This window comes from Flavobacterium sp. GT3P67, from assembly GCF_004349155.1.
Classification (GTDB): Bacteria; Bacteroidota; Bacteroidia; order Flavobacteriales; family Flavobacteriaceae; genus Flavobacterium; species Flavobacterium ranwuense.
The window spans coordinates 395,343-417,854 of record NZ_SMLF01000001.1 but is presented as its reverse complement, the minus strand read 5'-3'; the positions used below and the strand labels follow the sequence as shown (position 1 = coordinate 417,854).

Below are 22,512 nucleotides of genomic sequence, written 5' to 3'. Positions count from 1 at the left end.
CTCCATTTAATATTTTTTACAATACGTTTAATACTTGTTCCTTGATTTTTTCCAATTCGTCTTTCATTTGAACGACTAATTTTTGCATTTGTGCGTGATTGGATTTAGAGCCCATCGTGTTGATTTCACGTCCCATTTCTTGAGTAATGAAACCTAATTTTCTACCGTTAGCTTCGGTTCCGTTGATGGTTTCCAGGAAATAATCCAAGTGATTCGTCAAACGTACTTTTTCTTCGGTAATGTCTAATTTCTCTAAATAATAAATCAATTCCTGCTCGAAACGATTTTCGTCTACATTTACTTTAAGTTCTGAGATTGCAGTTTGTAAACGGTCTTTTATCGCCTGAACGCGTTCTGGATCAAGTGCCAAAGCTTCGGTCATGTATTGACGAATATTGCCTATTCGCAATTGAAATTCTTTTTCTAAAGACATTCCTTCATCTCTTCTGAAGTTCAAGATGTTTTGCAACGCTTCTTCGATAACGGTTTGGATTTGTACCCAGTCGTTTTCATCAATTTCATCACGTTCTATTTTCATGGTATCCGGCATGCGAACAGCCATTTTCATTAGTTCCGTTTCATCGGCATCGGCATACACTTCTCTCAATTGGTTGATGTAGGCTTTTACAATCGGCACATTCACTTTCGTAGAAGTTTGTTCCGCGGTACTTTCGATAAAAATAGAAAAATCTACTTTTCCTCTTTCCAGTTTTAGTGCGATTTGGTTGCGTAAACCCAATTCCATTTCGCGGTACAGCGAAGGCATTCTCACATTCAAATCCAAACCTTTACTGTTTAAGGATTTTGCTTCTACCGTGATTTTTTTGGTTGGTAATTGCAAAGTCGCTTTACCAAAACCCGTCATTGATTGTATCATATAATTTTCTAAAAGAGGTCAAAGATAATAAAAAAGTGTTCAGTGGTCCGTTTTTAGTATTCAGTGACTTGGTTTAAGTAAATGTTTTTAGTAATCAGTTTTTAATTTTTGAATTTATATAACAAGCCGAATGAACAATATAAAAGACTATAATCTGCGATTTGGGCGCTGAACACTAATAGCTGATTACTGAACACTCTTTTTCTGCGTCACCAAATAAACGCCTACAAATATCAAAATTGCCGAACCAATTTTCACCAAACTCAATTCGTCTTTTCCCAAGCTTATCGCAAAAATTGTTGCGAATAGCGGTTGTAAATAAATAAAGACGGCAACCGTGGTTGGTTTTAATTCTTTCATCGAAAGCAAATTCAGTAAATAGGTCAGGAATGTCGAAAAAATCACTACAAATCCTATTTTCCAGCAAATATCCATTGGAACCAAAGCCCATTCAACAGTTTGAAATTGGCTCCAGCCAAAAGGCAAAACCATAATAAAACCGAACAAATAAATCCATTTTACAAACGTAAAGGCATTGTACTTGTCCATTAATTTCTTGACAATTATCAGATAAAAACCATAGGAAATGGCATTAACCAAAACCAGAAAATTTCCCAATCCGGCATTTGTGGCGCTACCGATGGATTTTCCGTACAGAATTAGAAAAGCAGTTCCTATTAGACCAAGGATAATCCCGAAAATCATTCGTTTTTGCATGCGTTCCTTCATAATCAATGCCGAAAGGGTCAAAACAATCATCGGTGTTGAAACCATAATCACCGCAGCACTAATGGGAGAAGTAAGGCTTAATCCTTTGAAAAATGTAAGCATATTGAAAGCCACGCCAAAGAAAGCCGCTGCAATAATTCGAGGAAAATCATTGAACGCAATTTTCTCTTTTGGCATAAAAAGCCAAGCCAGCCAAAATAAAATCATCGAACCGCCCACGCGCAACAAGATAAAACCATAGGCGTCAATGTACAATGGCATGACATCTTTGGCAATGGTAAACGTAACGCCGTAAATCAAGGAAACAATGGTGGCGCCAATAAGTGCGAGATTTCTTTTAGACATTTGCAAAAGCAAGCATTACCTGATGCATGTTTTGTTGTGTGTTACCAATGTAAATCTTGTCTTTGATAATAAAAACAGGACGACTCAAAAACGTATAATGTTCCAGAATGTATTTCTTGTAATCGTCTTCAGTTAACGATTTATTCTTTAAATCCATCGATTTGTACAACTGTGCTTTTTTGCTGAAAAGAGCTTCGTAACTTCCGGAAAGCTCGCGCATTTGCTCCAATTCTGCTACAGTAATTGGGTCTTGTTTGATGTCGTGAAACTTCAAGTTATGATCTTTCGGTAATGATTTTATAATTTTTCTGCAGGTATCGCAAGAAGCGAGATAATATATTTTGTCCATGTAAATAGCGATTTCTTTGTGCAAAGAAAAATCATTTGATACGGAAAATGATTATTTTTATCAAAAAAATAAAAAAATGCATCAAACATTCGATGTTGCCAAAGCGAGTAGAAAAGTGTTGTCCCAATTTCTGGAAAATTATACTTTGGAACAATTGAATAAAATGGCTCCGGGATTTAATAATAATTTGATTTGGAATATCGCTCACATTGTGGTTACACAACAAAGGTTGGTCTATAAATTTTCGGGAGTGCCTATGATTATATCAGACGAGTTGTTCGATAAATACAAAGGAGGAACCAAGCCGATTCAAGATGTTACTCAGGCTGAGGTTGGAGAAATTCGGTCGTTGCTTTTTGAAACAATCAATCAAACCGAAGTTGATTTTAATAATGAAATTTTTAAAAATTATCAGGAATATACCACTTCAATAGGCTTAAACATTAAGAATATTGAAGATGCTTTATCTTTTAATAACTATCATGAGGCATTACACATGGGAGTGATTATGAGTATCAGAAAGTTTATTTAAGTCAAAAAAATAATTGTTTTATAAAAAAAATAGAAAAATGCATCAAACATTCAGCGTTACCGAAAACAGTAGAAATACATTATCAAAATTTTTACAAGGATATACATTAGAGCAACTCAACACAATTCCGGAAGGCTATAACAATAATCTGATTTGGAATATTGGGCATATTGTTGTGGTTCAGCAAATGTTGGTTTACAAATTGTCAGGTTTGCCTATGATGATTTCAGATGAAATGGTCGAGAAATATAAAAGAGGAACCAAGCCGGAACAAGACGTAACGCAGGCTGATGTAGATGAAATTCAATCCTTTCTTTTTGAAACCATCAATCAAACCAAAGTGGATTTAGAGAACAAAGTGTTCAAAAATTTCCAGGAATTCACCACCATGACCGGTTTTACGATAAAAACTGCCGAAGATGCAATGGCTTTCAATTACTATCACGAAGCACTTCATACTGGAATCATGATGAGTATCCGAAAGTTTATTTAACAGCCAAATAATCGTTTACTTCTTTATAAGGCAACAATAATTCTTTTGGGCCATCAGCATACGATGCGGCTTCATAGGAATTGTAATAAAGAAGCAATCCTTTATCGGTAAAGAAAATATTTTGGGGAAGATTGAATTTCTCGTCTTCAAACATCAATCCGGTTGTATTGATTGATTTGTTTGCAGGGATTTTATATTTGGCTCTGAATTTTTTTTCGGCGAAAGCCTTGAAAGTCTCTTTGTCATTGAACAATTCCTCATTTGAAATGGATTTTCCGGTAGTGGGGTCAAAAAGCAATGAACGCAATCCTTGATATCCGTGAGCGCCACCCGTATAGGTGTAATGGTTGATTTCTATATTCAAAACACTTTCGGACTGGTGTTTTACACTTCCTTTAATTTCAGCTTCCCAGCCAAAGGTGTCATTCGGAAAATCTTTTTGGAGTTTCTCATAGGAATCAATAAATGAGGCTAACAATCCATTATAATCTGTTGATGTATATGGTTTTTCGCCAAAATAAATAATCTCTTTCAATACTGAAAACACTTTTTTGTTGATGCTGTCCGCTACAATAGGGTCGTTTTTCGCAACAGGTATTTTTACAGTTATTTCAGGGCAATTTTCGTTGCATGGTAAAGTTGTTTTTTTCTGAAAAGATTGGTCTTTAAAAGCCAATTCGTTCGAACAACCTGTTATTAAAAAAAGGAATAAAGTATAAATTAGGAAGTGCTTCATATCAAAATTGTTAATTAAATACAAAGGTACCTACTTGTGCTTGGTTAAAATAAATTAAAAGGTAAATTTGTGAAGATATTTAGCATTTTAAAATTAAAAGATATGAAATTCAATACGAAGGTTATTCACGGAGGTCAGCATCATGATCCAAGTACGGGAGCAGTTATGCCGCCAGTATATCAAACGTCAACATTTGTACAAACTAGCCCTGGGCAACCTATAAATCCAGATTATGAGTACAGTAGGGCTGCAAATCCTACCAGAAGCGCACTTGAAAATGCATTAGCAAGTATTGAAAATGGAACACGAGGATTGGCTTTTTCGTCAGGATTAGCAGCTACAGATTGTGTTTTACGTTCTTTTAAGGCTGGTGACGAAATCATTTCCATGGATGATTTGTATGGTGGAACCTATAGAATGTTTACCCGTATTTATAAAAATTCCGGAATAAAATTCCATTTTGTGGATATGAATGACATTGAGAAATTCAAGTCATTAATCAACGAAAACACGAAACTGGTCTGGGTAGAAACACCAACGAATCCTTTGATGAAATTGGCCGATATTCAAGAAATTGCAAAAATCACCAAGGAAAAGAAAATTCTTTTTGCTGTTGACAATACTTTTGCAACGCCTTATTTGCAAAAACCATTAGACCTGGGAGCAGATATCGTAATGCATTCTGCAACTAAATATTTGGGAGGCCATTCTGATGTTATTGCCGGCGCTTTGATTGTAAAAGATGAAGCACTTGGAGAACAATTGCATTTTCAACAATTTGCGACTGGAGCAACATTGGGGCCAATGGACAGTTTCTTGGTATTAAGAGGAATTAAAACCTTGCATTTGCGTGTCGAAAGACATTGTGAAAATGGAGGAAAAGTAGTGGAGTTTTTGAACAGTCATCCAAAAGTTAAAACAGTATATTATCCAGGCTTGCCAAGCCATCCGTATCATGAAATTGCCAAAAAGCAAATGAGTGGTTTTGGAGGAATGGTTTCATTTACTTTTGTTTCCGGACAAAAAGAAGATGCAATTGATTTTCTGGAGAAACTAAACGTTTTCACACTTGCTGAATCTTTAGGCGGTGTGGAATCACTAGCGAATCATCCCGCTTTGATGACGCATGCCTCCATTCCGGAAGACAAACGAAAGGAAGTTGGGATTACAGATGATCTAGTTCGATTAAGTGTAGGTATAGAAGATGCTGAGGATTTGATCGAAGACTTGAAACAAGCGTTAGCATAAATTAATAAAAACAAAACCCCCAATTCTAAATTTCAGAATTGGGGGTTTTTGCTTTTTATAATAATTGTATTTCTACTATTGTAAGTAATAAATATAACCCACATTGAGCCAAACCAACCAGTCATTTGCCTTGTTTTCTTTGTAAAGTTCCGGATTAGGATTTAAACCATCTACCCAATTGGAGAAAAAATATTGAAATCTTAAATCAATCATTAAATCTTGTAAAGGAGTTAGTTTATAACGAGTTCCCACACTGGAAACAATGGACCAAACGGTTCCTCCTTCGGTTGAAAACCCATAAGGACGCCCGTCTGTTGGAGTCAAATATTTAGGAAATGTAGTCAAAGGAGTTCCTAATGGACCCAAGGTTGATGAGGCTTCGGCATTGTAATAACTGAATTGTCCACCAAGACTGATAAATGGTCCAAAACTTCCTGTTCTTGCAGTGAAATCACGAATACTCCACGGGAAATATTCCAGCTGCATTCCTATATTAGTTACTGCGGTACTCCCAGTCATTGCTTTCAATTGCTCTTTTCCTCGCGAAGGTTTGCCTTCAACCCATTGTCCAAAATGTTCTAATTCGGTTTTATTATAAGAAAGTTCTGATCTTAATTTAAAATGGTCATTAAAATAAGTTTCAGGCGTATAACAGTTACATTCTGCTTTATAAGAAAAGTTGAGATAGTGAATAATTCCGATACCAATTCCCGTATTCCCCGAGTTTGTTGAAAGATCATAACGTTCCCCATAGTCAGATTGAAAGGCAACGGGCCCTGCTATTACTCCTATCTCATGTGAAAATCCGCCGAATTGTGCGTTTGCATCATACGAAAATCCATAACAGATTAATAAAAAGAGGATTGTTTGTTTGACCATTAGTGGTTGCTTTTCTAATCTTGACAAATATATAAAAACATCATACATGGCTATTATAAAAATGAAATTAAAATAAGCAGACAAATTCTTATTTAGTTACGAAAGTCCTAGTCATTTGGTTTAAATGAGTGTATCATAAACACAATTGTTTGAAAATGGGTAATAAAAAGATAATTCTATTTAGAAATCGAAAAAAACAGAGTCTGAATATTTTTATAAAATGTATCTTTGTGAATTATAACGAAATCGTTTTCTTAATTAAATTATTTATAATCTATGTTACTAAAAATAAATGATTTTATGGCTCAAGTTGAGGCCAAAAATCCAAATGAACCTGAATTTATTCAAGCTGTTAGGGAATTTGCAGAGACTGTAATTCCATTTATTGCAGAGCAAAAAAAATACGACGGAAAAAATTTGCTTCTCAGAATAGCTGAACCTGAGCGTTCTATTATATTTCGTGTCCCTTGGGTAGACGATAAAGGAGAAATTCAAGTAAATAGGGGTTTTAGAATTCAGATGAATTCAGCAATTGGACCTTACAAAGGTGGAATTCGTTTTCATCATACAGTAAATTTATCAGTGCTTAAATTTCTAGCTTTTGAACAAGTATTCAAAAACAGTTTGACTACTTTGCCAATGGGTGGAGGAAAAGGAGGATCTGATTTTGATCCACAAGGAAAATCTGATGGGGAAGTGATGCGTTTTTGTCAGTCTTTCATGACTGAATTGTGCAGACACATCGGGCCGCAATTAGACGTTCCTGCTGGGGATATCGGAGTTGGAGCCAGAGAGATCGGGTATTTATTTGGTCAATACAAGAGAATAAAAAATGAGTTTACCGGAGTTTTAACCGGAAAAGGATTGGCTTATGGTGGTTCTTTAATCAGACCGGAAGCAACAGGTTACGGAGTGGTTTATTTTGCAGAACAAATGCTGAATACTATTGGTCAAAACATCAAAGGAAAAAGAGTCTCTATTTCTGGATTTGGTAACGTTGCTTGGGGAGTAGCTTTAAAAGTAAATGATCTTGGAGGAAAAGTAGTTACTATTTCTGGTCCTGATGGTTATATTTATGATGAAGAAGGAATCTCTGGAGATAAAATTGAATTTATGCTTGAAATGAGAGCCAGAGGAGATAATAAAGCCGAAGCTTATTTAGAAAAATATCCAAATGCAGTTTTCCACAAAGGGAAAAGTGTATGGGAAGTAAAAGTGGATGTTGCTATACCTTGTGCTACTCAAAATGAGTTGAACGAGGAAGATGCTAAACACTTAATTGCAAATGGTGTTATTTGTGTAACTGAAGCGGCGAATATGCCTTGTACTTTAGAAGCTATCAAACTGTTCTTGAAGGCTAAAGTGCTTTTTGCTCCAGGTAAAGCAGCAAATGCAGGTGGCGTTGCAGCTTCAGGATTAGAGATGACACAAAACTCTATTCGTTTAAACTGGACCAGTGAAGAAGTGGACTCCAGATTAAAAGAAATCATGGTTGGAATACACAATCAATGTAAAAAATACGGTACTGACAAAGAAGGATATGTGAACTATGTAAAAGGTGCAAACATTGCCGGATTTGTAAAAGTAGCTGATGCTATGCTTGCTCAAGGAGTGGTATAATATTGTTTTGATTAAGGAATTTTGATACTTTATATTTAAGATTTTTGATTAACGATTTTTGATTTCAGATTTGCAAAAAGATGGAATTATTTAAAAATTTAATTTTTATAATAAAATGGGTCGTTAATTTTAAAATAAATCTGAAATTAAAAATCGTTAATCATCATTCAAAAATCTCTTATTTAAAAGCCTTTCACTATCCTGAGCTTCGGGATCGGATGAAAGGCTTTTTTTTGCGTAACAAAATGCTAAGACTTTCGTTTGTTCTATATTTGTAAACCAATATTGATGCAAATAATGAAAAAGAGCGGTTTATATTTTTTGCTTTTACTTTTTATTCAAATGGGTTTTGCCCAAAGTAACTTGTCGTGGCAAGGGTATTTCTCTTACAATGAAATTAAAGATATCTCAGAATCTGCAACGGCTGTCTTTGCTGCTTCCGAAAATGCTCTGTTTTCAAAAAACGTATCTACAAACGTAATTAAAACAACGAATACCATTGACGGGCTTTCCGGACAGACTATTTCATCGGTATACCACAGTGCAACATTCAATAAAACAATTGTAGGGTACGAAAACGGACTGATAATAGTGATTAATGAAGCTGATGGAACGATGCTGAATGTAGTCGATATTATCAATAAGCAACTTTCTCCAAATATAAAAAAAATCAATCACTTCATGGAATTTGAAGGCGTTGCCTATGTTTCCTGTGATTTTGGAATTGTTCAATTTAATCTGGCTACCATGCAATTTGGGGACACTTATTTTATTGGTGACAACGGAGCCGAAATCATAGTAAACCAAACAGCACTCTTTAATGGATTTATTTATGCAGCCACAAATAACGGAATAAGAAGAGCCAATATTTCCAATAAAAACTTAATCGATTACAATCAATGGGAAACAATCGCAACTGGAAATTGGTTAAGCATTGTAACTTTTGGAACGGATTTGTATGCCATTAATGCTGCGGGATACATTCATAAATTTAATTCTGTTTCCAATTCCTTTACAGGATTTATTGCCCTTTCTCAACCTTCATTGGACATGAGAGCAACAGCAGGTTATGTAATAGTGACTACTCTAAACAGTATTTATATTTACAACAATCAGATGGCTTTGGTGCGTCAAATAAATACAAATCAAATCACGGACAGTACTCCGAGTTTTACGTCTGCAACAATAATTGGGGATGCTATTTTCATTGGAACAAAAGAAAATGGATTGATTACAGCTTCACTTTCTTCGGGAGTAACTTTCGAAAATATAACGCCTATCGGCCCTTCTCGGAACAATATATTTGCGCTTGACGCCACGACAAGTGCGCTCTGGACGGTTTACGGAGATTATTCGGCAGATTATAATCCGTACCCATTAGACAGTTACGGTATCAGTAAATTTAGTGGAACTGGATGGCTGAATATTCCGTATGAAGAAGTTTTAGGAGCACAATCGATGACCAGAATTACGGTAAATCCAAGCAATGAAAACGAAGTATATGCGAGTTCTTTTTTTTCGGGTTTGCTAAAAATAGAAAATGACATACCAAAAATTTTGTACAATCAAACCAATAGTGGTCTTGAATCTTTGACCTTTGTGGGCCCTAATTATATAGATATAAGGGTTAACGGAAAGGCATTTGATAAATCAGGAAATCTTTGGGTCACCACCAGCCGAATAAAAAATGGATTGAAAGTATTTAAATCTAATGGTCAATGGCAAAGTTATGCTATGGATAATATTCTTGATTCGGCTATTGACAATAATTTTGGAACAATAGCTATTGATAAAAATGGAACTAAATGGCTTTCTACCAGTGAAGATGGGGTTATTGGTTTTAATGAAAGTAACAATGTCTTCAAAAAAATAACAACTGGACCAGATACCGGGAATTTGCCTATTTCAAATGTAAGGACACTTGCTGTGGACGCCAGAAACCAACTTTGGATAGGGACCACAAAAGGATTGCGGGTTTTGCCGAATGTTGGCAGTTTTCAAACGGAAGACCAGATGACAACGAACCCCATAGTTATTTTAGACGATAATCTGGCGCAAGAGTTATTATACGAGCAATTTATTACTGATATTGCTGTTGATGGAGCCAATAATAAATGGATTGGCACCGCCGATTCGGGTTTGTTTTTGGTCTCGCCAAACGGTCAGGAAACCAAGTATCATTTTACGATAAATAATTCGCCGTTGCCCAGCAATGCTATCAATGACATTGATATCAATAGCGCTACGGGCGAAGTTTTTATAGCTACTGCCAAAGGTTTAATTTCTTTCAAAGGAACTGCTACTGCGCCAAATGACAATCTAAGCAATGCGTATGTGTATCCGAATCCAGTGCGCCCGGAATACCAAGGAACCGTTAAAATTGCGGGATTATTAGATAAGGCGAACATCAAAATCACCGATATCGAAGGGAATCTGGTTTATGAAACCACTTCCGAAGGCGGAACAATAGAATGGGATACTACCGCTTTTGGGAAACACAAAGTGGCTTCGGGAGTTTATATGATTTTTATTTCGGCACAAGACGGAGTGGAAACGAAAGTTAAAAAAGTAATGATAATCAGGTAAATTACGAATTCCAAATTACGAATTCCAAATCGTAATTTCGTAATTAATAATTCGTAATTAATATGCTCGTAAAAACCAAAGCCATTGTCCTTTCAACCTTAAAATTCCAGGAAAAAAGCTTGATTGTGAAATGCTTTACGCTTTCTCATGGTTTGAAATCGTACTTCGTTCGGGATGCTTTTTCGAGCCGAAAAGCCAATCAGAAAATCGCCTATTTTCAACCGTTGACTATTCTCGAAATTGAAGCGGTTCATAAAAACAAAGGCACTTTAGAAAATTTCAAGGAAATAAAAATCGCTTCTCCTTTTCATTCCATCCATTCGGACATTTATAAAAGCACGATTGTGATGTTTGTTTCAGAAATGCTGCATCATTCCATTCATGAAGAAGAAACGAACGAACATCTTTTCATCTTTTTAGAAACTGCCTTGCACTGGTTGGACAACCATGATGAAATTGCTAATTTTCATTTAATTTTATTATTGGAAACCACAAAATATTTGGGTTTTTATCCTGATGTTTCTAATATGGATATGCCTTTTTTCGAAATGAACGAAGGTGTTTTTACCCCTTTTAATGCCATCAGTTCGCTCACGGAACATGAAAGTAATTTGTTCAAAAAACTGATTGATTTAAAATTCGATAACAATCAAAAAACATTCCACGTCATTGAAAGACAAATAGTTTTAAGAATACTTATCGACTACTACAGTTTTCATTTGGATGGCTTTAAAAAACCAAAATCATTAGACGTTTTGAAAGAAGTTTTCTCTTGATTTATTTAGTTTAAATCGTCAGATAATCAAGAATCCATTGCAGTTTTTTATTTTTCTGATTTAAATTAATAATGCTATTCAAAGAATTTATTTTTTTAAAATTAGCGAATAATTATTTACTATATTTGATATAATTATTTATTTGAACTTTCAACCTACTGAAAACCATTATTTTGACTGCCACATATCTCTTTTTGGTAACCCTACAAATATATTGTCAGCTAAATTTTAAAACGCTATATCTCAAAAAATAATTTATTAGGACAAAAAATCTTGAACTTTTTATTCTATTGAATTTATCTGGAGATTGTATTTCTATCATTAAATTTAAAATACATAAAATGAAATCAAAATTAAAAAAAGCAGGAACATTATTGTTAGCAATTGCTTTTTCTAGTGAGGCGTCTGCACAAACAAAAGATGCTTCACAAGATCCAAACATCGAAAGCAATATCAGAGGTTTTTTGAAGGTTCTTAATTCAGGAACTGGCAAGCCTATAGAACAATTGCCACCTAAAGAAGGCAGGGCCGTACTGAGTGACGCACAATCAGCTGTGAAAGTTGATATGTCAGGTATAATTATTACAGAGAAAATGATTGCTACCGATGGACAAAACATTAAATTAAACATCGTCAAACCTGAAAATGCAAAAGGCATATTGCCAGTATTTATGTTCTTTCATGGTGGAGGCTGGGTTCTTGGAGATTTTCCTACTCACCAACGAATGGTTAGAGATTTAGTCGTAGAATCGGGTGTGGCAGCGGTTTTTGTTAACTATTCGCCGTCTCCCGAAGCGCATTACCCGGTTGCGATCAACCAAGCCTATAATGCTACAAAATGGGTAGCTGATCATGGGGAAGAAATTGGAGTTGATGGGAAACGAATGGCGGTTGCGGGAAACAGCGTAGGAGGAAACATGGCTACCGTTGTTGCATTGATGGCTAAAGAAAAAAAAGGACCAAACATTAAATTGCAGGTTTTATTTTGGCCAGTTACCGATGCTAATTTTGAAACTGAATCCTATAACTTGTTTGCCAAAGATCGTTTTCTGACTAAAAATTTAATGATGTGGATGTGGGATAATTATACAACTGACCCGAAACAACGTAAAGAAATTTACGCTTCACCTTTGCAGGCTACAAGCAGTCAGCTGAAAGGATTACCGCCAGCATTGGTATTAACTGCGCAAAATGATATTTTAAGAGATGAAGGGGAAGCTTATGCCCGTAAATTAGATGAAGCAGGAGTAAAAGTTACTGCAACTCGTTATAATGGAATGATTCACGATTGGGGTTTGTTAAATGCATTAAGTACAATTCCCGGAACTAAATCAGCTTTGTTACAAGCCGCTTCTGAATTAAAAAAAGCACTTAAATAAATCTTGATTTTGTAACGATAACTAAATGTAAGTTTTATAAAAAAGTATCCTGGATCTAAAATTCAGGATACTTTTTTTATTAATCAAAATAGAAATCTTTCTTAAGAAAATTAATTTGGACTTAAACAAGCTTTTACTGTCATTTTACTTGGTTTGTGCGATTCACTTTAATTTTATTCTGCACAAACTCCATAAGAGGGTTTCAATACGCTCGCTAACACAAAAACTCATAACTCATAACTCATAACTCATAACTATTTATTACTTTCGCACTTCGATTTAGAAAAGGATAAAATGAGCACAAAATTTACTGAATACAAAGGACTTGACTTACCAACGGTAGCGTCAGAAGTACTTGATTTTTGGAAGAAAGAAAATATATTTGAGAAAAGCGTAACCACTCGTGAAGGAAACCCACCATTCGTGTTTTTTGAAGGTCCTCCTTCGGCAAATGGATTGCCTGGAATTCACCACGTAATGGCGCGTGCGATTAAGGATATTTTTTGCAGATATAAAACTCAAAAAGGGTTTCAGGTAAAACGTAAAGCGGGCTGGGATACTCATGGTTTGCCTGTGGAATTAGGTACCGAAAAAGAATTAGGCATTACCAAAGAAGATATTGGAAAAACCATTTCCATCGAAGAATATAACGAAGCGTGTAAAAAAACCGTGATGCGTTATACAGACGTATGGAATGATTTGACCGAAAAAATGGGCTATTGGGTTGATATGGAAGATCCATATGTGACATATAAGTCTAAATATATGGAAACGGTTTGGTGGATTTTGAAACAAATCTACAACAAGGATTTGATGTACAAAGGCTACACAATCCAACCGTATTCTCCAAAAGCAGGAACAGGATTGTCTTCTCATGAAGTGAACCAGCCGGGAAGTTATAGAGATGTAACGGACACGACGGTTGTGGCACAGTTTAAAGTGATTGATGCACACAAAGAATTGTTGTTCTCTAGGTTTTATGATTATATCACTTCAAAAAACTTACAGCATTACAAGCTAGAAGCGTTAGATTTAGACGAAATCTATTTCTTGGCTTGGACAACAACGCCTTGGACATTGCCAAGTAATACTGCCTTGACTGTAGGTCCAAAAATCGATTACGCATTAGTAAAAACATTTAATCAATATACTTTCCGTCCGGCAACATTGATTTTGGCTAAGAATTTAGTTGGAAAACAATTCGGAAAAGGTTTCTTCGAAAGTGCTGAACCAGCTGATTTTGAAAATTTCAAAGAAGGCGATAAGAAAATTCCGTATCAGGTTTTGGCTGAATGTAAAGGTTCGGATTTGGTTGATATACGTTACGAGCAATTATTGCCATTTGTTCTGCCATACCAAAATCCGGAAAATGCTTTCAGGGTAATTTCGGGAGATTTTGTAACCACCGAAGACGGAACAGGAATTGTGCATACGGCGCCAACATTTGGTGCTGATGATGCAAAAGTTGCCAAAGAAGCAACTCCTGAAGTTCCGCCGATGTTAGTTTTGGATGAAAATGGAACTCCAGTTCCGTTAGTAGATTTACAGGGAAAATTCACGTCTCACATGGGTGAATATGCCGGCAAATATGTGAAAAATGAATATTATAACGATGGGGAAGCGCCGGAACGTTCTGTAGATGTTGAAATCGCCATTCGATTAAAAGAAGAAAACAAAGCGTTCAAAGTTGAGAAATACGTACACAGTTATCCGCATTGCTGGAGAACCGACAAGCCTATTTTATATTATCCTTTAGATTCCTGGTTCATAAAAATTACGGATGTTAGAGACAGAATGTTTGACTTAAACGAGACGATTAATTGGAAGCCAAAAGCTACCGGAGAAGGCCGTTTCGGAAATTGGTTAAAAAACGCCAACGACTGGAATTTATCACGTTCTCGTTATTGGGGAATTCCATTGCCAATCTGGAGAACTGAGGAAGGAACGGAAGAGATTCTAATTGGTTCTGTAGAAGAATTATACAACGAAATTGAAAAATCTATCGCTGCAGGTTTCCAAAAAGAAAATCCTTTCAAAGGGTTCGAAATTGGAAATATGGGGGAAGCCAATTATGATTTAGTTGATTTACATAAAAATGTAGTTGATGAAATTACTTTGGTTTCTGCTTCGGGAAAACCGATGAAACGGGAAGCTGATTTGATTGACGTTTGGTTTGATTCGGGTTCCATGCCGTATGCGCAATGGCATTATCCTTTTGAAAACAAAGATAAAATTGACCAAAATAAAGATTTTCCAGCGGATTTCATTGCCGAAGGAGTCGATCAAACGCGTGGTTGGTTTTATACCTTGCACGCTATTGGGACCTTAGTTTTCGATAAAGTAGCCTATAAAAATGTAGTTTCTAACGGATTGGTTTTAGACAAAAATGGACAAAAAATGTCCAAACGTTTAGGGAATGCAGCAGATCCATTCGAAACATTAAAAGAATACGGCCCTGATGCCACGCGTTGGTATATGATTTCGAATGCGAATCCTTGGGACAACCTGAAATTTGACTTAGAAGGAATCGCTGAGGTACGCAGAAAATTCTTTGGAACATTATACAACACGTATTCGTTCTTTAGTTTATATGCGAATATTGACGGTTTCAAATTTGAAGAAGCGGAGATACCATTAAAGGAAAGACCGGAAATTGACCAATGGATCATGTCAGAATTGAACACTTTGATAAAAGAAGTGGATAGTTTTTATGCGGATTATGAACCAACGAAAGCAGCTCGTGCAATCTCAGAATTTGTACAGGAAAACTTAAGTAACTGGTACGTTCGTTTGTGCAGAAGACGTTTCTGGAAAGGGGAATATGCACAGGACAAAATCGCTGCGTATCAGACCTTATATACGTGTTTGTTAACTATAAGTAAACTAGGCGCGCCTATTGCTCCTTTCTTTATGGACAAACTTTACAGAGACTTAACTTTAGCAACACAGTCAGAAAAATATGACAGTGTACATTTGGCGGAGTTTCCAATTTCGGTTGAAAACTATGTTAATAAAATGTTAGAGAGTAAAATGCAGAAAGCACAGACCATTTCATCATTGGTTTTATCACTCCGAAAAAAGGAAATGATAAAGGTACGCCAACCGTTGCAAAAGGTAATGATTCCAGTACTTGACGACAATCAAAGGGCTGAAATTGAAGCTGTTTCTGACCTTATAAAAGCAGAGGTAAACGTGAAAGAAATCGTACTTTTGGACGATGCTTCCGGTGTTTTGGTGAAACAAATTAAGCCTAATTTTAAGGTGCTCGGGCCACGTTTTGGAAAGGATATGGGCTTGATTTCTAAGGAAATACAAGGGTTTTCAAAAGAGCAAATCAGTCAATTGGACAAGGACGGAAGTCTAAATATTGTTATTGCAGGAAATGACGTAATTTTAACTCTAGAAGATGTAGAGATAACATCACAGGATATTGAAGGTTGGTTAGTAGCCAACTCTAACGGAATAACGGTTGCGCTTGACATAACAATTTCTGAAGAATTAAAACAAGAAGGAATTTCCAGAGAATTGGTAAACAGAATTCAGAATATCCGTAAAGATTCAGGATTTGAAGTTACCGATAAAATTAAAGTTCAATTGAAAAGAAATGGAATTCTAGAAGAGGCGATTCTTAAAAACGAAGCGTATATAAAATCGGAAACATTAACTAGCGATTTGGTTTTTGTAGACGAAATAGAAAACGGTACAGAAATTGAATTTGACGATATAAAAACAATGATATTAATTTCAAAATAATACAAAAATGGTAAATGAAGCTACAAAATACTCAGAAGCTGATTTAGCAGAGTTCAAAGAGATAATCCTTAGCAAAATTCATAAAGCACAAGCAGATTTAGATTTGATAAAAAGTGCCTATATGAATGATTTAAATAACGGAACTGACGATACTTCTCCAACATTTAAAGCTTTTGAAGAAGGAAGCGAAACGATGTCTAAAGAAGCTAACTCTCAACTGGCGATACGTCAGGAGAAGTTTATTCGTGATTTGAAAAATGCACTCTTCCGTGTAGAAAATAAAACATACGGAGTTTGTAAAGTTACAGGCAAATTAATTGGGAAAGAAAGATTAAAAATCGTTCCTCATGCAACAATGAGTATCGAAGCAAAGAACTTGCAACGATAAACATCCTGTTAAACAATATTTAACGCTCCGTTGGGAGCGTTTTTTTTGATTAAATTGTTATTTTTGCGCCATTAAAATTTATAAAATGTCATTACGAAAAGCGTATCTCCTTATTTTTATCTTATTACTTGTTGATCAAGTTTCTAAAATTTATATTAAAACTAATTTTATTTTAGGAGAAGAAGTTGAAGTATTTAAATGGTTCAAAATCCTGTTCATTGAAAATGAGGGAATGGCTTGGGGAGTTCAAATTCCTGGAGCTCATGGAAAATTATTTTTAACTCTTTTTAGAATTGCAGCTGTTGGTGGTATTGGATATTGGTTGTGGGATTCAGTCAAAAAAAAGAGTTCAGATTATTTAATTGTTGCGATTTCATTAATTCTTGTTGGAGCTTTCGGGAACATTATCGATTCTGTTTTTTACGGAGTTGTTTTTGATGACAGTCACCAACAATTAGCTACTTTATTTTCAGATCAACCTTATGGAACATGGTTTCACGGAAAAGTAGTTGATATGTTTTATTTTCCTTTTTGGCATGGAAATTTGCCAAGTTGGTTACCAATTTGGGGCGGAAAAGAGTTTACTTTTTTCAATGCTATTTTCAACGTTGCTGATATGGCGATTTCTACAGGAGTTGGAATTTTGATTTTTTTCAATAAAAAAGCATTTCATCATCATCATTAGATTGAAAGCTTTCATAAAATAAAAAAAGACCTATTTCATGATTTGAATAGGTCTTTTTCTTTTATTAATTTTTATTTTGTCCTGGTGCGTAGCGTTTAGCACTTTTCCCTCCATATATTTTTTTAGCTTGACCCGGTGGGAGTTTCTTAGCTTTATAGGTAGATCTGCTGGTTCCGGTGTGAATGCTACAGTTTGAAAATGAAACTGCAAATAGAATAACCATAACGCTTACGGCAAATCTTGAATTTTTAAATGTTCTCATAACTTAATTAGATTGTATCTGCTGCGAAAATACAAAATCAAAATTAAAAACAGTGAATTTCATTCGGTGTCACACAATAATCCACTTTTACATAGGCTTCGTAAACAATAGGGGTATGATTCACATTTATTATGTAACAGTCTTTGGTGCTTTAACTTTGTGCTCAAACTTTCTGTAAGGATCTGTCATGACTGCCAGAACTGCTCAGATATACATGAATTTCTCTCGTTACCATAAAACGAATTTACAAATCGGCCTACAAACGAGAGCAGGTAAAACAAGTCAAGAAATAAAAAACCTCGCTATTTGCGAGGTTTTTTTATGTTTCATAAAGTTGCTACATTGTCCCCTACTTTATATGTATGGTTTTTATTTTGTGATAGTTACAGTTAAACGCGATTGGAAATCAGAGTTGAAGCCATAAAGACCAGCATACCAAGTTCCTGATGGAGGATTAAGAATGGTACAACTTTTAATTTCCCGGTTTGGCGTATGGCTTATGTAATCGGCAGTCCAAGTATATTTAGGTAGGTAAGTGGGTGGTTTGGGACCAGCTACGATAGGCGCAGCACCTCTTCTTACAAATAAATCTGCCAAATTTCGATAATTGTTTGTAGGTTCATTTGTTTTAACTGTCATACTCTTAACACCTGAAGGGACTGTAAATGGTACAACTTTTAGCTGATAGGCACTTCCAGTTACATCTACATCAATTAATTTAGTTTCTCCTGTAGTTGTACCAGATCCGCCTGTGCCGCCAGTTCCACCGGTACCACTACCAATAGATACAGCTACGTTATTAACAGAGAGACTTGGAGTATTATTCTGCACAACTATTTTTACTACGTTTGATGTTTTATTAAACATGGATTTAGAAATAGTACCAGAATATGAATTGGTAACTATATCCCATCTACTGCCAGTTAATGTGTATCTTTTCTTAGTATAAGATACAGAAACGCTTGTAGGCAATGTCATCTTGGTTTCAGAGCTTGAAACAAGTTTGTTGTTAATCACAATATCAGTTATAATATTATAATTGCTACTTGTTTTATTTAAGTCTTCCGAAAGCGCCGTAATTCCTAACATGTCATCAATTGCAGCATCAATATCTTTATTCAGACTATCTATTTCTTCGCAAGAAGAAAAACAGAAAATTGAAATTAGGGAAATAATCCAAATTTTTTTTTGTGAGATTTTACTTTTCATAGCTTAAGTTTTTTTACTTTTCAAAAGTATAGAAACTTTAAATCTGTTCAAATACCTACAAATGGGTATTTTTTATTTAGTAATGAAGATGAAGCGTTAGATTTTATCAGTTGCGAAAGCACAAATTCAAAATTAAAAAGAGTAAATAGAATTTGGAGTCACACAATAATCCAATTTTACATCGCCTTCAAAAATATCGGTAATCAATTCTTCTGGTTCAAAGAAAGAAAGTCCAATTTTGATTACATCCGGTTTGCATTCGGATAAAAATTTATCATAAAATCCTTTCCCGTAACCCACGCGATGTCCTTTTATGTCGAAAGCCAAAAGCGGTACAAAAACCACATCAATTTTATGTGAAGGAACTTCAATTCCATCTATAGGTTCTGGAATATTGTATTCGTTTTTCTTGATTTTGGTGTTGTCCGTCAAAAGAAAATGAACCAAATTACACGTTTTAAAATCGCATTTGGAAACAACTATTTCTTTGTCTTTTCCGGACAATATGTGCAGAATAAATTCGGTATTGATTTCCTTATGTTCCGTAATAGGAAGAAAAATATGGAAATAGGTTCTCTCCCAAATAGGAAGTGCCAGTATTTTATTGGCAATAGACAAACTCATTTCTTCTATTTCATTTTCAGAAAGTGAATTTCGTAAGGCTTTGTATTTTTGCCGTAATTCTGTTTTATTCTTCATCCTCTTCATTAGTGTTTGACATGTGATAAATAGCATCGCCTTCGTAAACAATAGGGGAATGATTGGCGTTGATCACGTAACCATCATTTGGCGCTTTAACTTTTCGCTCAAACTTTCCATACGGATCTGTTATAGTTGCTAGAATTGTTCCCTTTTGTACAAAATTACCAATAGTATTATAATCGTGCAACAATCCGGAACATTTGGCTCTTATCCAACCCGATTTTTCAATATAGATTGAAGGCGATTTTGGTTTGATAACGATATGTTTTGGATCTAACATACCAAGATGAGACAACAGGCGTTTTGCACCATTAACTCCTTCGTCAGCAACAAAATTATTAATGTCAAGTGATTTACCGCCCTCGAAAAGCAGCATTTTTACATTCATTTTTTCACTGGAACTTCGGAAAGAACCTGAAATGTTTTTGGAATACAACGTAAACGGAGCATTAAAAACATCGGCTAATATTTTTAATTGTTCATTGTTCTGGGTAAGACGAATTTGTGGCGCATTAAAACGACTGGCGCCACCAGCATGGAAATCAACGGCATATTGTACAATTGGCATTATCTCCGTTAAAATATGAAAGGCAAATCTACTGGCTAAAGAACCCGTTTTGCTGCCCGGAAAAACCCTGTTTAAATCCCTGCCGTCAGGAAATTCTCTGGATTTATTGACAAATCCATATACGTTTATGATAGGAATACAAATGATTGTACCTTTTTTTGGTCTGTTTATTTTCTTGCTGATCAATTGCCTAACGATTTCGACACCGTTAATTTCATCTCCATGAATTCCTGCGGAGAAAAGCACGACCGGGCCATCAATTTTAGAGCGTCTTACAATAACGGGGATGTTTAGTTTTGTGGTGGTGTGTAATCGGGCAATTTCGACATTGATGGTTTTGCTTTCGCCGGGAACAATGCTTTCGCCGAAAATTACGATTGGTGTGGTATTGGTTTTTATCATAGGTTCTTGAAACCATAAAAATAACGATAATAACGAATTAGAAACTAAAATTTTGATAAAAATTTCGCATGCGAGATTTCAAGAGTATTGACTTGTATTTCGGGATTATTGAGATTAACTTTGTTACATGAATCCAATAACTTTAGCCTTACAAATCCAAACCTTACCAGACGGTCCCGGCGTATATCAATATTATGATAAGGAAGGGAAAATTCTGTATGTGGGCAAAGCCAAAAACATTAAAAAAAGAGTTGCTTCCTATTTTAATAAAATTCATGATACGGCCAAAACTAATGTGCTTGTAAAAAAAATTGTCACCATAAAACACATTGTGGTTCCTACGGAAACCGATGCGCTGTTATTGGAAAATAACCTGATAAAAACATTGCTGCCGCGCTACAACGTATTGTTGCGAGATGATAAAAGTTATCCGTGGTTGTGCATAAAGAAAGAACCTTTTTCGCGCATTTTTGCGACTCGAAGAATGGTCAAAGACGGGTCGGAATATTTTGGGCCTTATACCAGTTTCAAAACCGTGAATACTATTTTAGAACTGATTAAAGAATTGTATCCGCTGCGAACCTGCAACTTTGATTTGAGTAAAAGCAATATTGAAAGCGGAAAGTTCAGGGTCTGTCTCGAATATCATATTGGCAATTGCATGGGGCCTTGTGAAGGTCATGAAACGTTAGAAAATTACCAAAAGCAAGTTGACGCGATTCGCGAAATCCTAAAAGGGAATTTCAAAGAAAGTATGAAGGATTTTAAGCGCGTCATGACCAATTTGGCCGCTGATATGCATTTTGAAGAAGCCCAAAAAATCAAAGAGAAAATAGAAGTTCTGGAAAACTACCAATCACGTTCCACAATTGTAAATCCTAAAATCACGAATATTGATGTGTTCTCGATTGTTTCGGATGAAAGCGCGGCCTATGTTAACTTTTTACAAATTTCTCACGGTTCGATTATTCGTTCGCACACGATGGAAATCAAAAAGAAACTCGACGAGACGGATGAAGAATTGCTAGAATTGGCAATTGTCGAATTGAGAGAGCGCTTTCAATTGTTGTCTCGAGAAGTTATCGTTCCGTTTCACGTTGATTTGGGTGAAAACATAAAAATTACGGTTCCACAATTGGGAGACAAAAAGCAAATATTGGATTTGTCGATTCGGAATGCTAAGTTTTACCGAATCGAACAACTAAAACAATTGCAAATTGTAGATCCTGACCGACATACCAAAAGGATTATGGCGCAAATGCAAAAAGATTTGCGTTTGCCGGTGGAGCCAAGACATATCGAATGTTTTGATAACTCAAACATTCAAGGAACTAACCCTGTTGCGGCCTGTGTGGTTTTCAAGGACGGAAAGCCAAGCAAGAAAGACTATCGCCATTTTAATATAAAAACGGTCGAAGGACCGGATGATTTTGCTTCGATGACCGAGGTGGTTTACAGAAGATATAAAAGATTGCTGGACGAAAATGAACCTTTACCACAATTAATCATTATTGACGGAGGGAAAGGACAATTATCCTCAGCATTAAAAAGTATCGATGAATTGGGTTTGCGAGGAAAAATTACGATAATCGGTATTGCCAAGAGGCTGGAAGAGTTGTTTTATCCGGGTGATTCCATTCCTTTGTATCTGGATAAAAGATCGGAAACCTTGAAGATAATCCAGCAATTGCGAAACGAGGCGCATCGTTTTGGGATCACACATCATAGAGATAAAAGGAGTAAAGCGGCACTAAATTCTTCGATAGAAAGTATTCCCGGTATTGGAGAAAAAACGATGCTGGCTTTAATTCAACATTTTAAAAGTGTTAAAAGATTGAAATTAGCCACAGAAAAAGAAATTTCAGACGTTATAGGTATGTCTAAAGCCAAAAAAATTATCGAATTTTACAAGGCTGCTAATGAATGATTAATTTAGATTATTGAATTTTGGGCAAATGATGCCTGATCGCGCCAAATTTTATTACTACCAAATT

At 35.5% G+C, this 22,512-nt stretch carries 20 protein-coding genes; 11 read left to right on the top strand and 9 right to left on the bottom strand.

Annotation, left to right across the window (positions count from 1 at the left end):
• Window positions 1–16: 16 nt before the first annotated feature.
• From E0H99_RS01770 to E0H99_RS01760, 3 genes are all read right to left on the bottom strand, one after another.
• The gene (locus tag E0H99_RS01770) at window positions 17–877 is read right to left on the bottom strand and encodes a YicC/YloC family endoribonuclease (protein WP_131990594.1); all 861 of its coding nucleotides are present in this window, start codon (window positions 875–877) and stop codon (window positions 17–19) included.
• A 186-nt stretch (window positions 878–1,063) separates the two neighbouring features.
• On the bottom strand, window positions 1,064–1,951 hold the full coding sequence (locus tag E0H99_RS01765) for a DMT family transporter (RefSeq protein ID WP_131990592.1): 888 nt from the start codon (window positions 1,949–1,951) through the stop codon (window positions 1,064–1,066).
• On the bottom strand, window positions 1,944–2,300 hold the full coding sequence (locus E0H99_RS01760) for an arsenate reductase family protein (protein ID WP_131914733.1): 357 nt from the start codon (window positions 2,298–2,300) through the stop codon (window positions 1,944–1,946). The genes E0H99_RS01765 and E0H99_RS01760 overlap by 8 nt, the downstream gene beginning before the upstream one ends.
• A 76-nt stretch (window positions 2,301–2,376) precedes the next feature.
• Between E0H99_RS01760 and E0H99_RS01755 the strand changes: the two genes are divergently transcribed.
• Complete coding sequence (locus tag E0H99_RS01755) at window positions 2,377–2,832, top strand: DinB family protein (protein WP_131990590.1); 456 nt, start codon at window positions 2,377–2,379, stop codon at window positions 2,830–2,832.
• A gap of 37 nt (window positions 2,833–2,869) precedes the next feature.
• Window positions 2,870–3,325, top strand: coding sequence for a DinB family protein (locus tag E0H99_RS01750; protein ID WP_131990588.1), 456 nt, complete (start codon window positions 2,870–2,872; stop codon window positions 3,323–3,325).
• Here E0H99_RS01750 and E0H99_RS01745 read toward each other — a convergent pair.
• Window positions 3,318–4,061 (bottom strand): DUF3298 and DUF4163 domain-containing protein, encoded by a 744-nt coding sequence (locus E0H99_RS01745; RefSeq protein ID WP_131990586.1) that lies wholly within the window; start codon window positions 4,059–4,061, stop codon window positions 3,318–3,320. The genes E0H99_RS01750 and E0H99_RS01745 overlap by 8 nt on opposite strands.
• 102 nt (window positions 4,062–4,163) lie before the next feature.
• Here E0H99_RS01745 and E0H99_RS01740 point away from each other — a divergent pair, with 102 nt between their 5' ends.
• Window positions 4,164–5,309: a cystathionine gamma-synthase gene (locus E0H99_RS01740; RefSeq protein WP_131990584.1), complete on the top strand. Its 1,146-nt coding sequence runs from the start codon at window positions 4,164–4,166 to the stop codon at window positions 5,307–5,309.
• Between the two features lie 75 nt (window positions 5,310–5,384).
• Here E0H99_RS01740 and E0H99_RS01735 read toward each other — a convergent pair whose 3' ends face one another.
• Window positions 5,385–6,188 carry a THC0290_0291 family protein gene (locus E0H99_RS01735; protein ID WP_131990582.1) on the bottom strand — a complete coding sequence of 268 codons (804 nt, stop codon included), beginning with the start codon at window positions 6,186–6,188 and terminating at the stop codon, window positions 5,385–5,387.
• Between the two features lie 276 nt (window positions 6,189–6,464).
• Between E0H99_RS01735 and gdhA the strand changes: the two genes are divergently transcribed.
• The 7 genes from gdhA to E0H99_RS01700 all read left to right on the top strand — a co-directional run bounded on the left by gdhA (window position 6,465) and on the right by E0H99_RS01700 (window position 17,375).
• On the top strand, window positions 6,465–7,808 hold the full coding sequence (gdhA, locus tag E0H99_RS01730; protein ID WP_131990580.1) for an NADP-specific glutamate dehydrogenase: 1,344 nt from the start codon (window positions 6,465–6,467) through the stop codon (window positions 7,806–7,808).
• Between the two features lie 297 nt (window positions 7,809–8,105).
• On the top strand, window positions 8,106–10,394 hold the full coding sequence (locus E0H99_RS01725; RefSeq protein ID WP_131990578.1) for a two-component regulator propeller domain-containing protein: 2,289 nt from the start codon (window positions 8,106–8,108) through the stop codon (window positions 10,392–10,394).
• A 62-nt stretch (window positions 10,395–10,456) separates the two neighbouring features.
• Window positions 10,457–11,170, top strand: coding sequence for a DNA repair protein RecO (gene recO / locus E0H99_RS01720; RefSeq protein WP_131990576.1), 714 nt, complete (start codon window positions 10,457–10,459; stop codon window positions 11,168–11,170).
• A 341-nt stretch (window positions 11,171–11,511) separates the two neighbouring features.
• Window positions 11,512–12,549 (top strand): alpha/beta hydrolase, encoded by a 1,038-nt coding sequence (locus tag E0H99_RS01715; protein WP_131990574.1) that lies wholly within the window; start codon window positions 11,512–11,514, stop codon window positions 12,547–12,549.
• Between the two features lie 294 nt (window positions 12,550–12,843).
• Window positions 12,844–16,302: an isoleucine--tRNA ligase gene (ileS, locus tag E0H99_RS01710; RefSeq protein WP_131990572.1), complete on the top strand. Its 3,459-nt coding sequence runs from the start codon at window positions 12,844–12,846 to the stop codon at window positions 16,300–16,302.
• A 7-nt stretch (window positions 16,303–16,309) separates the two neighbouring features.
• Window positions 16,310–16,690 (top strand): TraR/DksA family transcriptional regulator, encoded by a 381-nt coding sequence (locus E0H99_RS01705; protein WP_131990570.1) that lies wholly within the window; start codon window positions 16,310–16,312, stop codon window positions 16,688–16,690.
• A gap of 85 nt (window positions 16,691–16,775) precedes the next feature.
• On the top strand, window positions 16,776–17,375 hold the full coding sequence (locus E0H99_RS01700; RefSeq protein WP_131990568.1) for a lipoprotein signal peptidase: 600 nt from the start codon (window positions 16,776–16,778) through the stop codon (window positions 17,373–17,375).
• Window positions 17,376–17,439: 64 nt separating this feature from the next.
• Here E0H99_RS01700 and E0H99_RS01695 read toward each other — a convergent pair whose 3' ends face one another.
• The 4 genes from E0H99_RS01695 to E0H99_RS01680 form a co-directional block, all read right to left on the bottom strand.
• A complete protein-coding gene (locus tag E0H99_RS01695; protein WP_131990566.1) occupies window positions 17,440–17,637 on the bottom strand; it encodes a hypothetical protein in 198 nt (65 codons plus the stop codon).
• A 369-nt stretch (window positions 17,638–18,006) separates the two neighbouring features.
• A complete protein-coding gene (locus tag E0H99_RS01690; RefSeq protein ID WP_131990564.1) occupies window positions 18,007–18,846 on the bottom strand; it encodes a hypothetical protein in 840 nt (279 codons plus the stop codon).
• 132 nt (window positions 18,847–18,978) lie between these two features.
• On the bottom strand, window positions 18,979–19,545 hold the full coding sequence (locus E0H99_RS01685) for a 5-formyltetrahydrofolate cyclo-ligase (protein WP_131990562.1): 567 nt from the start codon (window positions 19,543–19,545) through the stop codon (window positions 18,979–18,981).
• Window positions 19,535–20,518, bottom strand: a complete 984-nt coding sequence (locus tag E0H99_RS01680; protein ID WP_131990560.1) for a succinylglutamate desuccinylase/aspartoacylase family protein — start codon at window positions 20,516–20,518, stop codon at window positions 19,535–19,537. Before E0H99_RS01680 ends, E0H99_RS01685 begins: the two co-directional genes overlap by 11 nt.
• A 127-nt stretch (window positions 20,519–20,645) precedes the next feature.
• Here E0H99_RS01680 and uvrC point away from each other — a divergent pair, with 127 nt between their 5' ends.
• A complete protein-coding gene (uvrC, locus tag E0H99_RS01675; RefSeq protein ID WP_131990558.1) occupies window positions 20,646–22,445 on the top strand; it encodes an excinuclease ABC subunit UvrC in 1,800 nt (599 codons plus the stop codon).
• Window positions 22,446–22,512 lie beyond the last annotated feature (67 nt).

Bases quoted from the DNA above. Each gene is read 5' to 3' on its own strand.
- E0H99_RS01770 (WP_131990594.1), bottom strand. From the start codon at position 877: ATGATACAATCAATGACGGGTTTTGGTAAAGCGACTTTGCAATTACCA.
- E0H99_RS01765 (WP_131990592.1), bottom strand. From the start codon at position 1,951: ATGTCTAAAAGAAATCTCGCACTTATTGGCGCCACCATTGTTTCCTTG.
- E0H99_RS01760 (WP_131914733.1), bottom strand. From the start codon at position 2,300: ATGGACAAAATATATTATCTCGCTTCTTGCGATACCTGCAGAAAAATT.
- E0H99_RS01755 (WP_131990590.1), top strand. From the start codon at position 2,377: ATGCATCAAACATTCGATGTTGCCAAAGCGAGTAGAAAAGTGTTGTCC.
- E0H99_RS01750 (WP_131990588.1), top strand. From the start codon at position 2,870: ATGCATCAAACATTCAGCGTTACCGAAAACAGTAGAAATACATTATCA.
- E0H99_RS01745 (WP_131990586.1), bottom strand. From the start codon at position 4,061: ATGAAGCACTTCCTAATTTATACTTTATTCCTTTTTTTAATAACAGGT.
- E0H99_RS01740 (WP_131990584.1), top strand. From the start codon at position 4,164: ATGAAATTCAATACGAAGGTTATTCACGGAGGTCAGCATCATGATCCA.
- E0H99_RS01735 (WP_131990582.1), bottom strand. From the start codon at position 6,188: ATGGTCAAACAAACAATCCTCTTTTTATTAATCTGTTATGGATTTTCG.
- gdhA (WP_131990580.1), top strand. From the start codon at position 6,465: ATGTTACTAAAAATAAATGATTTTATGGCTCAAGTTGAGGCCAAAAAT.
- E0H99_RS01725 (WP_131990578.1), top strand. From the start codon at position 8,106: ATGAAAAAGAGCGGTTTATATTTTTTGCTTTTACTTTTTATTCAAATG.
- recO (WP_131990576.1), top strand. From the start codon at position 10,457: ATGCTCGTAAAAACCAAAGCCATTGTCCTTTCAACCTTAAAATTCCAG.
- E0H99_RS01715 (WP_131990574.1), top strand. From the start codon at position 11,512: ATGAAATCAAAATTAAAAAAAGCAGGAACATTATTGTTAGCAATTGCT.
- ileS (WP_131990572.1), top strand. From the start codon at position 12,844: ATGAGCACAAAATTTACTGAATACAAAGGACTTGACTTACCAACGGTA.
- E0H99_RS01705 (WP_131990570.1), top strand. From the start codon at position 16,310: ATGGTAAATGAAGCTACAAAATACTCAGAAGCTGATTTAGCAGAGTTC.
- E0H99_RS01700 (WP_131990568.1), top strand. From the start codon at position 16,776: ATGTCATTACGAAAAGCGTATCTCCTTATTTTTATCTTATTACTTGTT.
- E0H99_RS01695 (WP_131990566.1), bottom strand. From the start codon at position 17,637: ATGAGAACATTTAAAAATTCAAGATTTGCCGTAAGCGTTATGGTTATT.
- E0H99_RS01690 (WP_131990564.1), bottom strand. From the start codon at position 18,846: ATGAAAAGTAAAATCTCACAAAAAAAAATTTGGATTATTTCCCTAATT.
- E0H99_RS01685 (WP_131990562.1), bottom strand. From the start codon at position 19,545: ATGAAGAATAAAACAGAATTACGGCAAAAATACAAAGCCTTACGAAAT.
- E0H99_RS01680 (WP_131990560.1), bottom strand. From the start codon at position 20,518: ATGATAAAAACCAATACCACACCAATCGTAATTTTCGGCGAAAGCATT.
- uvrC (WP_131990558.1), top strand. From the start codon at position 20,646: ATGAATCCAATAACTTTAGCCTTACAAATCCAAACCTTACCAGACGGT.